This window comes from Paractinoplanes rhizophilus, assembly GCF_042664765.1.
GTDB lineage: Bacteria > Actinomycetota > Actinomycetes > Mycobacteriales > Micromonosporaceae > Actinoplanes > Actinoplanes rhizophilus.
This window is the reverse complement of record NZ_JBHTBJ010000021.1, coordinates 1-15,266: the sequence shown is the minus strand read 5'-3', so window position 1 is coordinate 15,266 and position 15,266 is coordinate 1. Positions and strand designations below refer to the sequence as shown.

The window sequence follows — 15,266 nt, the reverse complement described above, 5'->3', positions numbered from 1 at the left end:
AATGTCGTGGCGGGTGGTGATTGCGGCCCGTCGCACGACGGTCGTCACCCGGCGACCAGACCGTTCTTGAGGACGCCTGAAAGGTGCATGCGGTTCGCCGGTTCCGGCGGACGGCGGATGGCTTGCCGGGCACCGGTCCCCTGGCCGGGCAGCAGACCGGCGAGCCAGGTCAGGGCATCGACGCCGAAGCGGACGACCCCGGCCGGCTCGGCCACGGCGGGCAGCACGGGCACGCCGAGCGCCAGCCAATCGCGCCGCCACCCGGTCATCCGCCGCCAGCCGGTGGTCGTCAGCGGGGCTCCGGTGGGGGTGATCGTGCCGCCGAGCATGCGGGTCGGCTGGTTGGGGTCGGGACCGCCCAGTCCCGGCCGGGGACGTTCCAGACCCAGCCAGGGGCCCACCGGTCCGCGCGGGAAAGTCAGCGCGGCGATCAGCGGACGAACGTCGTAGGCGTTGCTCAGATGGGCGCCGGACATCCAGATGGCGTTGAACAAGTCGCGCCGTAGCCGGCCGGCGACCCCGTCGGTGAGTGACTCGGCGTAGGCCGACGTGGCGGCGTAGGTATTACTGATCATGCCCGGTGCGCCGGTGGGCACGTGTTCGCCGGTCAGCGCCAAGCCGGCCACCTCTGCCAGCTCGCACCCCCACCCGTCGGCATCGGCCGCGCTGAGCGTGCCGGTCATCGACAGGTGCGGATCGTGTTCCACGGCACGCCATTCGACCCGGTGACCGAGCCGCTCCAGCGCCTCGGCGCGCTGACTGGCCAGAAACGAATACGGGCAGTTGAAGTCCCCGTACATGATCAGCTGCATGGCATCCTCCTGGGCGGCAGCCCCGCGGTGGCGATTCGCGAGCTCCTTCGGGGCGGTGACTGACCCCTTCACCGTAGGAACAGCGGCTCCGAACCGCCTTGACCTGGATCAAGTCCGCCGGAGACATGTCAGACGCCGGCGCTGAGCAGCTCCAGCCGTGGCATGTCCAGGATCTCCACCTGGGCATGGCCGGACAGCACGATCACCTTTTCCCGCGCCAGGCCCGCCAGGGTGCGGCTGAGGGTCTCCGGAGTCGTGCCCAGGAACGAGGCGATGTCCTTTTTGAACGCCGGCAGCTGCACCCGTACCCGGCCGCCGTCCCCGCGGGCCACCTCGCAGTCAAGCAGATAGGCTGCCACCCTGCCCGTGATGTCGGCGCCGGTCATCGCGGCAAGCATCCGCTCGGTCGAAGCCAGGCGGGCGGACACCGCACGCAACATGGCCACCGCGATGTCCGGAAATGCGCGCACCAGATCGGCCAGCCGGCCGTGGTCGAACACGCACATCCGGGTGTTTTCGACAGCGGTCGCGTCGTTCTCCGGAGGGCGGCCGGTCAGGAACGCGGACTCACCGACCACCTCGCCGGGGCCCAGGATCCGCAGCACGCGTTCCTGCCCTCCCGCGGAGAGACGGCTGATCCGCACCCGGCCCGTGTGCACGACGTACAGGGTCGCGGCCGGCTCCCCCGCCCGGAACACGTACTCACCTCGTCCGACCTGGCGGGGACGAGCCAGCTTCGCGACCTCCGCCTGCTGCCCGGCAGTCAACCCGGAGAACAGCGGCACGAGCGACACACAGGACTTGGCCGCCTCCTGCCCGCCGGTCGCGTTGATCACTTTGGCGCGACGTTCCCGCTGTTCGGCAGCAGCGTTCCCACCTTGACGCGCACCTCGTCGACCGTGTCCCAGTCGGCGCCGCTGAGGGTGGTCAGCGCCGCCGGGAAGACGCCGTCCTGCTCCTTCAGAATGTGGTCGCGCAATATCTCCAGGGTCTCGATCAGCAGGCTCGGCCAGGCGGGGTCCGCCGGAGTGCCGGCGGCCGCCGCGCCGAGCACCGCATCGATCCGGCGGTGCTCGGCCTCCAGCGCCGCCACCTGGTCGGGGAACTCGCCGGCCAACAGGGGGAACAGGCCGTGTTCCTCGACCTCGGTGTGCGGGCCGAGCATCGCGGCGATGTCCCGGGCAAGTCGCGCCATCCGGTCGACGTCACCGGCCGCGGCGGCGCCGCGGACATCGCCGATCATGCCTACGACGACATCGTGTTCGCGGGTCAGCTGGTCGATGGCGGAGACGGCTTGGCAGCCGCAATATTCGCACATGGGTAATGCCCTTCTTGGACGTGGTGGTACGGACCCGACGGGACCGCTCAGGCGGTGACAGCCCGGCGCCGCCCGACCGTGAGCAGGTTCAGTACCAGGGCGCCGAGGGCCACCATCGCCAGCAGGGACAGGCCCAGCGCGTACGAGTGGTAGCTGCCGTAGATCGAGCCCATCACCAGCGGCGGGACGAAGCCGCCGAGGCCGCCGGCCGCGCCCACCACACCGGTGACCGAGCCGACCTGGCTGGCCGGGGCCTTCTGCGCGACCAGGGCGAAGGTGGCGCCGCTGGCAGTGCCGAGGGCGGCGGCCATACCGAGGAACGCGACGGTGCCGATCGGGGCCAGGCCCGGCGTGAAGGCCTGCACCACGGCACCGGCGACCACCAGGCCGAGGGTCGCCGCGAGCACGCGGCTCGGCGCGATCCGGTCGGCCAGCCAGCCGCCGACCGGGCGCATCAGGACCGCCAGCAGCACGAAGCCGGCCATCCGGTTGGCGGCGTCGGCGTGGGCCAGCCCGTACGCGTTCTTCAGATACGCGGGCAGGTAGACGGAGAAGGCGACGTAGCCCCCGAACGCGACCGCGTACAGGGCGGCAGCCTGCCAGGTGATCGGCAGCTTGAGGGTGGCGCCCAGGCGCTCGGCTGCCGGGGTGGACGGCACGACCCGGTTCGGGGCGTCGCGCAGCACGACCCAGGCGACGACGGCGTAGACCGCAAGCACGGCCGCGGTGATCAGGAACGGGGTCTGCATGCTGTGCGCGTCGACCAGTTTGACCGTCGTCAGGGCGCTGATCGCGGTGCCGCCCATGCCCATGCCGAAGACGCCGACCGCGAAGCCACGCCGCTCCGCCGGGAACCAGGCGTTGACGAACGGCACGCCGACGGCGAAGGCGGTGCCCCCGATGCCGAGGAAGAACCCGCCGACCAGGATCGCCGGCAGCGAGGTGTGCCCGGACAGGCCCAGGTACAGCACCGGGACGATGGTGGCCAGCGAGACCAGCGGGAACATGACCCGGCCGCCGAAGCGGTCGGTCAGCGCGCCGATCGGGATGCGCCCCAGCGATCCGACCACGACCGGCACCGCGACCAGCAGCGACTGCTGGAACGAGCTCAGGTGCAGGGCGGCGGTGAACTTCGTGGCCAGTGGGCTGAGCAGCGCCCACGCCCAGAAGTTCACGGCGAAGCCGATCGTCGCCAGCGCCAGCATCACGCCGGGACGGCCCCCGGCGCGTACCGGCCGGGTCGGGGTTGTGCTCATCTCGTTCTCCGTGGCTCGACGGTCAGGTATCGCATCACCAGGGTGGCGTTCGCAGGTCCGACGGCACCAGGGACCTTGGTCCCGGCTCATCGGGACCTGTGCAGCCGCTGGTCAGACGGCCTTGGCCGGCGAGACCACGCCCGGCGTCGCGGACGGTCGCAGGCGCGGGCTGTGGTGCCGGCACGGGCCCCCGGCGGGTGCGGTAGACGACGTACGGCCGCCACAGATACGCCAGCGGCGCGGACCAGACGTGCACGAGCCGGGTGAACGGCCACAGCGCCAGGAACAGGAATCCGCCGATCGCGTGCATCTGGTAGACCAGCGGCGCTCCGGTCATCAGCTCGGTGTGCGGCCGGAACCAGAAGATGCCGCGGAACCAGACGGCGATGGTCTCCCGGTAGTCGTAGCCGCCGCCGAGCAGGTTCTCGCCCACGGTGGCGGTCATGCCGAGCACGGCCAGGGCGGCCAGGAAGGCGTACAAAATCTTGTCCATGGTCGTGGTGACGCGACGGATCCGGCCGACGACGAAGCGGCGGGCGATCAGGAGCGCCAGGCCGGCCAGCAGCATGACGCCGGTCACTGTGCCGGCCGACACCGAGACCAGGTGGTAGAGATGCTCGGACACGCCGAGCTTCGCCGTGAGCGACGCCGGGATCAGCAGGCCCATGGCGTGGCCGGCGATGACACCGAAGGCGCCCAGGTGGAACAGCGGCGAGCCGAGCCGCAGCAGCCGGCTCTCCAGCAGCTGGCTGGTGTGGGTGGTCCAGCCGAACTGGTCGTGCCGCCACCGCCAGACGTGCCCGGCGAGGAAAACGGCGAGGCAGGCGTAGGGCAGCACGACCCAGAGCAGGGTGGTCATCGCGACGCCTCCAGGGGCGAGCAGACGGGGTACGGGGCGAGGCCGATGGTGTCCAGGCCGACGGTCTCCACCGGGGGTCCGTCGACGGCCAGCGCCAGGATGGCGGCGCGGTCGTCGCCGGTGAGCTCGGGGAGCGCCGCGCAGACGGCGTCGAGCACCAGCCGGTACGGGGTGCCGGACTCGGTCAGAGCGGCCCGCAGCAGCTCGAGGCCCTGGCGGTGCTGGCGCAGCGGAGCCTCGCCGTCGCCGGGGCCGACACTCGCCGCGAACTCGAGGACCGCCGGCAGCAGGTCGGGCAGCTCGCCGCCGGCCAGGCGCAGCCCGTGCGCCCGATAGCGCTGCTTGAGCACCAGCAACGCCATACCCCGCTTACGGGTGTCACCGTGCAGGTAGTACGTCAGGTACAGCCCCGACCGGCGGCGCAGGTCGAACGATCGCACGAACTCACGCTGGAGGTCGATGAGCCTCGTCTCGAGCAGCCAGTCGAGGAACGCCGTCAGCGTCGTGCGGGCCGGCTCGTCGGTCACGGCTGCGGCCGCCGCCCGCAGCCGGCCACCGGCGCCGAGCAACTCGTCGTCGGGGTAGGTGAGCAGCAACGCGGACAGCTCGAAGATCCGGGCGCGATCGGCCGGGGACGGCGGCATCATGGCCGGGCCGAGAGGTGGAAGGGGTCGCTCATGCCGGGCCCGCCTTCGCAGTCCAGCGCGCAGCCGTCGTGACCGGCGGCCTGGGCGTCCAGGGCGGCGGCGTCCTTGGCGTGCGCGGCCGGGATGACGTACCGCTCGTCGTATTTGGCGACGGCCAGCAGCCGATACATGGCCTCGACCTGCTCGGCGGTCATCCCGATGCGGTCGAGCAGGTCCTGCGCGACGGTGCCGTCGAGAGTGCGGGACCGCATGTAGGAGCGCATCGCGGCGAGCTTCATCAGGACTCCGGCGACCGCCTCGGTGTCACCGGCGGTGAACAGCTCGGCCAGGTACTCGACCGGGATGCGCAGGTCGCGGATGGTGTGGAAGACGTCGTCGGCGTCGGCGTCGTCCCGGCCGGCGGCGCCCGCCGCGTCCAGGACGGGCGACAGCGGCGGCACGTACCAGACCATCGGCAGCGTGCGGTACTCCGGGTGGAGCGGCAGCGCGATCCGGTACTCGCTGATCAACTTGCGGATCGGCGAGAGCTTGGCGGCCTCGATCCACTCGTCCGGCATCCCGGCGTCGCGGGCGGCCCGCTCCACGCCGGGATCGCGGGGGTCGAGGAAGACCGCGCGCTGCGCATCGAGGAGATCTTGCGGGTCCGGCACCGACGCGGCGGCCAGGACGGCGTCCTCGTCGTACAGGACGATGCCCAGATAGCGCAAGCGGCCGACGCAGGTCTCCGCGCAGATGGTCGGCAGGCCCGCCTCGATGCGCGGGAAGCACAGCGTGCATTTCTCGGCCTTGCCGGTGGCGTGGTTGACGTAGACCTTCTTGTACGGGCAGGCCGACACGCACATCCGCCAGCCGCGGCAGCGGTCCTGGTCGACCAGGACGATGCCGTCCTCCGCGCGCTTGTACATGGCGCCGGAGGGGCAGGCCGACACGCAGGCCGGGTTGAGGCAGTGCTCGCAGATGCGCGGCAGGTGGAACATGAAGGTCTTCTCGAACTCGAGCTTGACCTTGGTGGCCATCCGGGCGAGGCTCGGGTCGTCCTGACCGGACTGCCCGCCGAGCGAGTCCTCCCAGTTCGCGCCCCAGGTGATGGCCATCGGCTCGCCGGTCAGGGCCGAGCGGGGCCGTTTGACCGGGGTGTCGGTGAGTCCGGCCGGGGCGCTGACGAGGAGGTCCTTGTCGAACGTTGCCGGTTCGTAGTAGTCGTCGATCGAGGGCAGGTCCGGGTTGGCGAAGATCCGGCTGAGCCGTTTGGCGCGGCCGCCGGAGCGCAATGTCAGGCGCCCCTTGCGGTCCAGGATCCAGCCGCCCTTCCAGCGATCCTGGTCCTCGTAGTGCTTGGGGTAGCCGATGCCGGGCTTGGTCTCGACGTTGTTGAACCAGACGTACTCGGTGCCCTCCCGGTTGGTCCAGGTCTGCTTGCACGTGACCGAGCAGGTGTGACAGCCGATGCACTTGTCGAGATTCATCACCATGGCGACCTGTGCGCGGATCCGCATCAGTACTCCACCTCCTGGGTGCGGCGGCGAATCACGGTGATCTCGTCGCGCTGGCTGCCGATCGGGCCGTAGTAGTTGAAGGCGTACGTGAGCTGGGCGTGGCCACCGGCGAGATGGGTCGGCTTGACCAGCAGACGGGTCATCGAGTTGTGGTAGCCACCGCGCCGCTTCGACTTCTCGGCCTTGGGGACGTTCACCGTGCGTTCCGGCGAGTGGTACTGGAAGACGGTGCCCTCGGGCATCCGGTGGCTGACCACGGCGCGGGCGACCACGACGCCGTTGCGGTTGTGCGCCTCGATCCAGTCGTTGTCGCGTACGCCGATCTTCGCGGCGTCCGGCACGCTCATCCAGATCACCGGGCCGCCGCGGGACAGGGCCAGCATCAGCTCGTTGTCGTGGTACATCGAGTGCACCGACCACTTCGCATGCGGGGTGAGGAAGCGTACGGTCACGCCGCCGTCGACCGCGTCGCCCGGCTTGCCGAAGTGCCGGGCCATGTTCAGCGGCGGCCGGAAGGCCGGCAGTTGCTCCCCCAGCTCGGCCACCCAGTCGTGCTCGACGAAGAAGTGCTGCCGTCCCGTGATGGTGTGCCAGGGCTTGAGCCGTTCGACGTTGAGCGTGAACGGGGAATAGCGGCGGCCGCCCTTCTCCGAGCCCGACCATTCCGGGCTGGTGAAGACGGGCTGCGGCGCGTCCTGCGTTTGCGCATAGGTGATCCGGTCGTCCTCGTGCCCGGCGATGAGATCGGTGAACGGCTGCCCGGTCCGCTTCTCCAGCGCGGCGAACCCCGCTCGCGCGACTCGTCCGTTGGTCGTGCCGGACAGGGCCAGGATCGCCTCGCACATGCCGATGGCGGTGGCCAGCGACGGGCGGCCGTCGATCACGCCGTTGCGGTGCTTCAGGTACTCGATCTCCGGGCCGACGTCGACGGTGATCGCCTTGGTGGTGGTGCCCAGCTTGTCGAGCAGCGGGCCGACCGTGCGCATCTTCGCGCCGAGCAGCGTGTAGTCGCGCTCCATCTCGATCAGCTTCGGCATCGTACGGCCGGGGATCAGCTCGCACTCGCCGTCCCGCCAGTCACGCACCCGTCCGCTCGGCGTGGCCAGCTCGTCCGGGGTGTCGTGCTGCAGCGGCACGGCCAGCACGTCGCGGCGAACACCGAGATGGTCGACGGCCAGCTCGCTCACCTTGTCGGCCAGGGCCAGGAAGGTGTCGTAGTCGGTGTGCGCGTCGCCGGGCGGCTCGACGGCCGGGCTGAACGCGTGCACGAACGGGTGCATGTCGGTGGTGGAGATGTCGTTCTTCTCGTACCAGGTCGCGGCTGGCAGCACGACGTCGGCGTGCAGGCCGGTGTTGGTCATCCGGAAGTCGATCGCGGTGAGCAGGTCCAGCTTGCCGACCGGCGCCTCGTCGCGCCACGCCACGTCGCGAGGGCGTTGGGCGGGCTCGCACTCGGCGGCCGTGGCCGATCCCTCGACGCCGAGCAGGTGGCGCATGAAGTACTCGTTGCCCTTGCCCGACGAGCCGAGCAGGTTGGCCCGCCACAGCGTCAGGCAGCGCGGGAAGTTCGCCGGATCGTCCGGGTCGTCGGCCACCGCGCCCAGCCGGCCCGCCCGGAGCTCCGCGACGATGTGCTCGGCAACCGGACGCCCGGCCGCCGCGGCCTCGTCGGTCAGGTCGAGCGGGTTGCGGTTGAAGAACGGGTGGCCCGGCGTCCAGCCCATCCGCTGCGCGGCGGCGACCGTGTCGGCGAACGCCATCCCGGCGAACCGGCCGGTGCCCAGCGGGGAGGACAGCTCGTCGGCCGGCACCCGTTCGTAGCGCCACTGATCGGTGTGCAGGTACCAGAACGGGGTGGCCGCCTGGTGCCGCATCGGTCGCTGCCAGTCGAACGCGAACGACAGATGCTGCTGCCCGGTGACCGGCCGCGCCTTCTCCTGCCCGACGTAGTGCGCCCAGCCGCCGCCGTTGACACCCTGGCAGCCGGTCAGCGTGACCAGCGAGATGAGCGCCCGGTAGGTCATGTCGGAGTGGAACCACTGGTTCGCCCCGGCCCCCAGCACGATCATCGAGCGGCCGTGACTGCGCTCGGCGTTGCGGGCGAGCTCCCGGCCGATCCGGGCGGCCAGCGCGGCCGGCACCCCGGTGATCTTCTCCTGCCAGGCCGGCGTGTTCGGCGCGTCCGCGTCGTCGTAGCCGGCCGGCCACTCCCCCGGCAGGTCGCCGCGGCGCACGCCGTACTGGGCCATTACCAGGTCGAAGACGGTGGTGACGGGGTGCCCGGCGATCCACCGGATCGGCACGCCACGCCGGATCGTCGTACCGCCCTCGGTCTCACCGGTGTCGAACCGGGCCAGATCGACCTCGACCGTCTCGCCGGCCGGATCCAGACCGACCACCGGCACGACGTCGCCCAGATCGAGGTTCCACCGGCCCTCGCCGTCGTCGGCGTAGCGGAATCCGAGCGACCCGTTGGGCACGACCGGCTCTCCGGTCGCCGCGTCGAGCAGAACGGTCTTGTGCTCCCCGTTCGCCTCACCCAAATCCGCGGCGGTCAGGAAGCGGTCCGCCGCCCACGCGTCGCCGGTGTTGCGCAAGGTCACCAGGAACGGCAGATCGGTGTACTTGCGCACGTAGTCGAGGAAGTACGGCACCGGCCGGTCGCGGAAGAACTCGGTCAGCACCACGTGGCCCATCGCCATCGCCAGGGCGCCGTCGGTGCCCGGGTGCGGGGCCAGCCAGTCGTCGGCGAACTTGACGTTGTCGGCGTAGTCGGGGCTGATCGCCACCACCTTCGTTCCCCGGTACCGGGCCTCGGCCAGGAAATGCGCGTCCGGGGTGCGGGTCACCGGGATGTTGGAACCCCACATCATCAGGTACGTGGCGTTCCACCAGTCGCCCGCCTCGGGCACGTCGGTCTGGTCGCCCCAGATCTGCGGGGAGGCGACCGGCAGGTCGGCGTACCAGTCGTAGAAGCTCAGCAGGGTCCCGCCCAGCAGGGCGTGGTAGCGGGTACCGGCCGCGAACGACGCCATCGACATCGCCGGGATCGGCGAGAACCCGACCACCCGGTCCGGGCCGTACGTCTTGGTCGTGTACACGTGCGCCGCGGCAATCATCTCGATCGCCTCGTCCCAGCTCGCCCGCACGAAACCGCCCCGGCCGCGCTGTGACTTGTAAGCCTGCGACTTCAGCGGCGTCTCGACGATCTCGGCCCACGCGAGCACCGGGTCGCCCAGGCGCTGCCGCGCCTCACGGAACATCTCGGCCAGAACCCCGCGCACGTACGAGTGGCGCACCCGCGACGGCGAGTACTCGTACCAGGAGAACGACGCGCCGCGCGGGCAGCCCCGCGGCTCGTAGTCCGGCGAGTCGGGCCCGGTCGTCGGGTAGTCGGTCGCCTGGTGCTCCCAGGTGATCAGCCCGTCCTTGACGAACACGTTCCAGGAGCACGAGCCGGTGCAGTTGACTCCGTGGGTGGAGCGGACCACCTTGTCGTAGCGCCAGCGGTCGCGGTAAAAGGCGTCCCAGGCGCCGTCGTACTGGTGCAGGGTGCGCCCGCGGTCGCCGACGGTCTCCCGCATGAGGAAGCGACGGGCCGCGAGCAGCGGTGCGGTGCCGGGGACGGCGTCCGTCACAGGATCTGGCGACACAAGGCGCTCCTTCGGTCCACTTCGGAGCACGCGATCGCGGGCTCCGGGTCAGCCTGCGGCAACGCGCCGTTATGGATCATGGGCGAGTGGTCCCGTCCGAAGGGGACGAAGGTCCCGAAGGGCCGAACAGCGGTGTGCTCAGGTATCGCTCGCCGGTATCGGGCAGCACCACCACGACGGTCGTGCCGGCGTTCTCGGGCCGGCGCGCGATGCCGGAGGCCGCGTGCAGCGCCGCACCGCCGGAGACCCCGGCGAGGATGCCCTCGGTACGCGCCAGTTGCCGGGCAGCAGCCCGAGCCTCGTCGGCGTCGACGCGCACGACCCCGTCGTACACGGTGGGGTCGAGCACCTCGGGGACGAAGCCGGCGCCGATGCCCTGGATGGCGTGCGGGCCCGGGGCGCCACCGGAGAGCACCGGGGACTCGGCCGGCTCCACGGCGTACACCCGCAGGCCGGGCTTCTTCTCCCTGAGCACCTGGCCGACGCCGGTCAGGGTGCCTCCGGTGCCGACCCCGCCGACCACGATGTCGACGTCGCCGTCGGTGTCGTTCCATATCTCCAGGGCGGTGGTACGCCGGTGCACGTCGGCGTTGGCGGGGTTGTCGAACTGCCGGGGCAGGAACGCCTTGCGCTCGTCGGCGATGCGCCTTGCCAGCTCGATCGCGCCCCGCATGCCGTCGGCCGCCGGCGTCAGGACCAGCTCGGCGCCGTACGCGGCCAGCAGCGCACGCCGCTCGGCGCTCATGCTCTCCGGCATGGTCAGCGTGAGCCGATAGCCGCGGGCGGCGGCGACCAGGGCCAGGCCGATGCCGGTGTTTCCGCTGGTCGCCTCCACGATGGGCACGCCCGGCCGGAGCTCCTCGGTGGCCTCGGCAGCCTCGATCATCGCGAGGGCGATGCGGTCCTTGACGCTGCCGCCGGGGTTGGCCGACTCGAGCTTGGCGACCAGCGCGGCGGGGAGGTCCGGTTCGAAGCGGGAGAGCCGCACCAGCGGGGTACGGCCGATCAGTTCGGTGATGTCGCGGAATACCATGTGCGGCTCCTGGTCGAGGTGGTGGCCACTGGCGCACGGATACGCGCGCCCGGCGGGACGTCGGAGAGGACGAGGCAGAGCGCGCCGATCTCGGCGTCGTCGCCGATGCGCACCGGCCCCAGCACGGTGGCGCCGACGCCGAGCACCACCCGATCGCCGACGACGGGGTGGCGACGGCCACCCTTCGGATCGCGGCGCCAGCCGCGGCCGCCCAGCGTGACCTGGTGGTAGAGGGTCACGTCGTCACCGATCCGGGCGGTCTCGCCGATGACGACCCCGGCGCCGTGGTCGATGAACAGCCGCCGGCCGACGACGGCGCCGGGGTGGATCTCGATGCCGGTCAGATTCCGCATCGCCTGCGAGATGATCCGGGGCAGCAGCGGCACGCCCCACCCGTGCAGCCGGTGCGCGATCCGGTGGCCCCAGATCGCCCACAGCCCCGGGTAGAGCAGAACCTCGACGCGGTGCATGCCGTACAGGGCCGGGTCACGCCGGCAGGCGGCGCGGATGTCGTCCAGCACGAGAGATTCCTCCGGCGAGCGAGCGGAGCGGGGACGCGGAGCTCAGCGCCCCGGACACCGCTCGTCGAACACCCGGCGAACGTGCGCGCCGGCCAGCGGCACGGCGAAACGGAGGCCGGCCAGCCGCCGATTGGTGCCCCGTCCACTGCCCCGCCCATTGCCCCGTCCGCTCATGACCCGGACGTTATGGGCGTACTTCGACCCCGGACAGGGCCGAAAGACCCGCCGGCCCTTCGGCCCCGTCTCCGGCCCGGCGCGGGCACGATTGTCAGGATTCGAGACTGACGTCTGACGACTGCCGCGGGCCCTACCGGAACGCGAGAGCGAGAAAAGCGACGCCGATTGTCGCGCACAGCGCGCCGAAACCGATCACCAGCACGGTGATCTGCCGGGCCTGGTAAGCGCCGAGCAGCGCGCCACGCAGCGACTGGCCCATGAACGCGGTCTCCCGCAGGCGGGCCAGCCGGTCATCGGTGCGCCCGCCGACGAGCCATTCGTCGGCGATCTCCGAGTAGGTGCGCCCACCCGTGGCCGCGGCGACATGGCGGGCGATGAGATCGGAATAGGCCCGCGCGTCGACGCCGGTCCGCACGGACCGCCCGGTGTAAGACGCGAGCTCGTCGGGCAGCCCCTCGCCCGGGAAGCCGATGCATTGCCGCGTCAGTTCCCGACATGACGGCTCGCCGGCCAGACCAGCCGTTGAAGGTCATGATGACGGCGGCGGCGATCAGGGCCACTCCTGCGGCGCCGAGGACCAAATGGATCACGTCTTTCAGGCCGATCCGGCGACGAGCGCCCGGACAGGGCCGAAGCTCCGCAACGGCAGCGAACAACGGCCGTTCGGTAAGGCCACCCACCACTATGACGGCGTCGTGGCTGCCGCAATGTCTGCGAGGACCGGGAACGCCCCGCCGCACATGCACAGCAAGGCGGTTTACGGCAACGCACCGAGGAATAGGGCCGCTGTACCGGGTGGAGCCGGAGCCGGACGCTGTCGTGGATCGAGATGTTGTCGAAGTCGGCGGGGTCGATGAAGCGGACGTCGGTGGATTCGTCGCTTGCCGTGATCGTGCCGCCGACGACTCGGCCGAGGTACGTCACGTTGAACTCTTGGCGGACTTCACCGTCGGCGTAGCCGATGACGTGCTGCGGGTCGGTGAAGATGCCCAGCAGTCCGGTGATCTCGATGTCGAAGCCGTCGGCGTCTGTGCCCTTGGTCTCGTTCAGGAAGGTGTGCGCCTCATCGACAAGCACCACAACTAGCGGCCACGTCACGGTGGGGCGGACGTGCCACATGTTCTTCACGCCGAGCACCGCCCGGATCGAGCGCTGCCGGGCGACCAGCAGATCCCGCAGGCGCGCGAGGTGGTCCCGTACGAGCTGCGGATCGTCCTTGGCCGAGAGCCAGGCGCGAGTGAACAGGTCGTCGTAGTCCGGGCCGCCTTTACCGTCGATGAGCACGAACTGCACGGCGGCGTTGGCGGCGAGTTGGCACAAGCGGGCGTTGAGGAAGCTGGTCTTGCCGTAACCGGCCAGGCCCGCAACGACGACGCCGGACACCCCGGAGCTGCGGATGGTGACCGGCTGCCCGTCGGCGTCGATCCCGGCCGCCCACACCGCCGGGTCACCGGAGGTGCCGGTCCACGCCGACGGTTCGGTGAGCGGGTCGGACAGCAATGCCCGTAGCCGCACCCGACCGGACCGGGTCTGCTCAACCCGGACCAGCGGCACCCGCCACACATCGGCGCGAACCCAAGCAGTAACCCAGGCCAAGAGGGGGCTGGCCCAAAACTGCTCTACAGGATCAAGAAAGCGGGCGAAGCCGGGCCGCGCGCACGCGCTACAGGCCTACAGCCCCGCGCGCACGCCGCCAACGCCGTATGCCCATCGACCAATCTGCATAGGCTTCCCTGCCTGACGGCAACCGTGACGGCAACACGCATCGACCATAGCGAACCTGTACTGGCTATCGTTACACTCCGCTATCTACCGTGCCGAGGACAGTGCCGTCACCACATGCACCTCCATGAACTGCGATTACGAACGAATCGACTCCTAGCTCGAGAAGTCATCGACCACTTCTCGAATATCTGGGTCATCCCTTCTGCTGGCCCCGTCAAGGAGCATACGAAGCCCTTCCCTATCACCTAAATGTCGCAGTAGCTCAGCCAGCCTTCGATATTCCTCGGGGTCTGCGGTGGGCAGCAGCCTATCGATTATTTGTCGAAGCGCTGGCGCAACCTCCTCATGTCGTCCCGCTGCGATCGCGCGCCGCGCCGCCAACGCCCATCGAGGCGACATCGCATGTTCGACTAGCTGCTCAAGTAGTTCCGGAACATCATCCGATAACACCTCAAGGAACGCGAGCGCCGCGCCTCGATCCCAGTTGGACCCTTGCAGAGCGGCCACTAGCACCTCGTGACGCGCCTCGGCATGCTGGTAAAACTCCGCGCGGACCCGTGCCAACTTTTGATCGGCTGCGACGATCGCCGCCCAAAGATCCTGGTCCTTACTCATGGGCCTCCTCGGCTAGGGCAGCTTAACGCCAATATTCTGCCAGTCCATGCCCTTGATTAGCCCGTCGAACTCGTCGACAGTCATGCTCCGCGTTGGATAGATCGCGGAATGGCCCAAAGGCATTCGACCACCAACGCCAGCACCATCGGCAACCATCCCCAGGCCATCCGGCAGCGCACCTCGTGGCGCCCGAACCTGGCCGCTAAGGCCGGAAGCTCGAAGGTTATCCACGGTGTCAAATACCGAAAGTCCATGAACATTCAGACCTGCCAGATCGTCTGCCGAAGGTGCGTGGATGAGACCGTTTTCGTCCGGGAAAACGTCGCGTCCCGGCCGAACTCGAGGCCCCCCGGCCACGAGGCACGCCGGCCCAGTGTTATGGACCAGCACCGGGGTGTTGCCGGCTAGCACATAGTACGTGTGGGATATCCGCGCCCGTCAGCGGCCGCACCCGCGAACCCAAGCAGTAGGCCACACCCGCGACCAGGCTGGTTCAAAAGCTCTACATAATCAAGAGCGGCCCGGCGTCCGCCGGGCCGCGCGCACGCGCTACGGCTTACGGCCCCGCGCGCACCCCCAGGGTTACCGAACCACGAACCAGAAGCAAGCGATCCGCGTCCAGCGAAGGCCGTGGCGATTGCCGAGTCAACCAGTCCTCGACGCACGTCTGGCGATCGACGTCGCACCTCCATGCGGCACGCCACCAATCGGGCGACACTCGCCCTATATCGATGTGTCTGAATGTCAGGTTTCCGATGACGGCAACCCGCACAGGCGCAGGCAACCACCGACAACCTTCCGCCCCGGAGCGCAACCGTCAGTAGTGGTGCCTGGAGGACCAAACGACAGCGTAGAAAATCGTTCGCAGGTCCTCCACCCACGGCATTCCATCAGACCGGCGCACCAATAACTACAACCTCGTGATTGGCCCAATTCAGTTGATCCATCCCTATCGCTGAATATTGTCGATTCCGGGCCTGTCAAACTCCCGAATCGACATCATCATTCAGCTTCAAGACAATTCCATCTAGTACGGCAGCCGCCATTTGCTAGCTGGCCAGGACATAGTCTCGTCGGAGACGTGCGCGTTGGTGGAACCAGCGTGCTCGGGCTTGGTGGCGGCGGCGCCAGTTGCGCCAGTGGGTGTCGTGGTC

The 15,266-nt window shown here is 69.7% G+C and carries 12 protein-coding genes and 2 pseudogenes; all 14 read right to left on the bottom strand.

Going from position 1 to position 15,266, the window contains the following annotated elements:
* Positions 1-44: 44 nt before the first annotated feature.
* The 14 genes and pseudogenes from ACFQS1_RS25050 to ACFQS1_RS24985 all read right to left on the bottom strand — a co-directional run bounded on the left by ACFQS1_RS25050 (position 45) and on the right by ACFQS1_RS24985 (position 14,112).
* Positions 45-812: a hypothetical protein gene (locus tag ACFQS1_RS25050; RefSeq protein ID WP_378972630.1), complete on the bottom strand. Its 768-nt coding sequence runs from the start codon at positions 810-812 to the stop codon at positions 45-47.
* Between the two features lie 128 nt (positions 813-940).
* Entirely contained in the window at positions 941-1,648 is a 708-nt protein-coding gene (locus ACFQS1_RS25045) for a Crp/Fnr family transcriptional regulator (RefSeq protein ID WP_378972628.1), read from the bottom strand.
* A complete protein-coding gene (locus ACFQS1_RS25040) occupies positions 1,645-2,130 on the bottom strand; it encodes a hemerythrin domain-containing protein (protein ID WP_378972626.1) in 486 nt (161 codons plus the stop codon). The genes ACFQS1_RS25045 and ACFQS1_RS25040 overlap by 4 nt, the downstream gene beginning before the upstream one ends.
* Before the next feature lie 47 nt (positions 2,131-2,177).
* The gene (locus ACFQS1_RS25035; RefSeq protein ID WP_378972624.1) at positions 2,178-3,386 is read right to left on the bottom strand and encodes an MFS transporter; all 1,209 of its coding nucleotides are present in this window, start codon (positions 3,384-3,386) and stop codon (positions 2,178-2,180) included.
* 34 nt (positions 3,387-3,420) lie between these two features.
* A complete protein-coding gene (gene narI, locus ACFQS1_RS25030; RefSeq protein ID WP_378972622.1) occupies positions 3,421-4,245 on the bottom strand; it encodes a respiratory nitrate reductase subunit gamma in 825 nt (274 codons plus the stop codon).
* Entirely contained in the window at positions 4,242-4,889 is a 648-nt protein-coding gene (narJ, locus tag ACFQS1_RS25025) for a nitrate reductase molybdenum cofactor assembly chaperone (protein ID WP_378972844.1), read from the bottom strand. Before narJ ends, narI begins: the two co-directional genes overlap by 4 nt.
* Entirely contained in the window at positions 4,889-6,388 is a 1,500-nt protein-coding gene (narH, locus tag ACFQS1_RS25020) for a nitrate reductase subunit beta (protein WP_378972620.1), read from the bottom strand. The genes narJ and narH overlap by 1 nt, the downstream gene beginning before the upstream one ends.
* A complete protein-coding gene (locus tag ACFQS1_RS25015; protein ID WP_378972841.1) occupies positions 6,388-9,972 on the bottom strand; it encodes a nitrate reductase subunit alpha in 3,585 nt (1,194 codons plus the stop codon). The genes narH and ACFQS1_RS25015 overlap by 1 nt, the downstream gene beginning before the upstream one ends.
* A gap of 145 nt (positions 9,973-10,117) precedes the next feature.
* Positions 10,118-11,074, bottom strand: coding sequence for a cysteine synthase A (gene cysK, locus ACFQS1_RS25010; protein WP_378972618.1), 957 nt, complete (start codon positions 11,072-11,074; stop codon positions 10,118-10,120).
* Positions 11,047-11,595 carry a serine O-acetyltransferase EpsC gene (gene epsC, locus ACFQS1_RS25005; protein WP_378972616.1) on the bottom strand — a complete coding sequence of 183 codons (549 nt, stop codon included), beginning with the start codon at positions 11,593-11,595 and terminating at the stop codon, positions 11,047-11,049. Before epsC ends, cysK begins: the two co-directional genes overlap by 28 nt.
* A 307-nt stretch (positions 11,596-11,902) precedes the next feature.
* Positions 11,903-12,187: a hypothetical protein gene (locus ACFQS1_RS25000; RefSeq protein WP_378972614.1), complete on the bottom strand. Its 285-nt coding sequence runs from the start codon at positions 12,185-12,187 to the stop codon at positions 11,903-11,905.
* A gap of 380 nt (positions 12,188-12,567) precedes the next feature.
* A pseudogene (locus ACFQS1_RS24995) lies at positions 12,568-12,792 on the bottom strand (NUDIX hydrolase); the annotation flags it as partial.
* 3 nt (positions 12,793-12,795) lie between these two features.
* Positions 12,796-13,341, bottom strand: a pseudogene (locus ACFQS1_RS24990) (FtsK/SpoIIIE domain-containing protein); the annotation flags it as partial.
* Positions 13,342-13,650: 309 nt separating this feature from the next.
* On the bottom strand, positions 13,651-14,112 hold the full coding sequence (locus ACFQS1_RS24985) for a hypothetical protein (RefSeq protein ID WP_378972612.1): 462 nt from the start codon (positions 14,110-14,112) through the stop codon (positions 13,651-13,653).
* Positions 14,113-15,266: the final 1,154 nt, after the last annotated feature.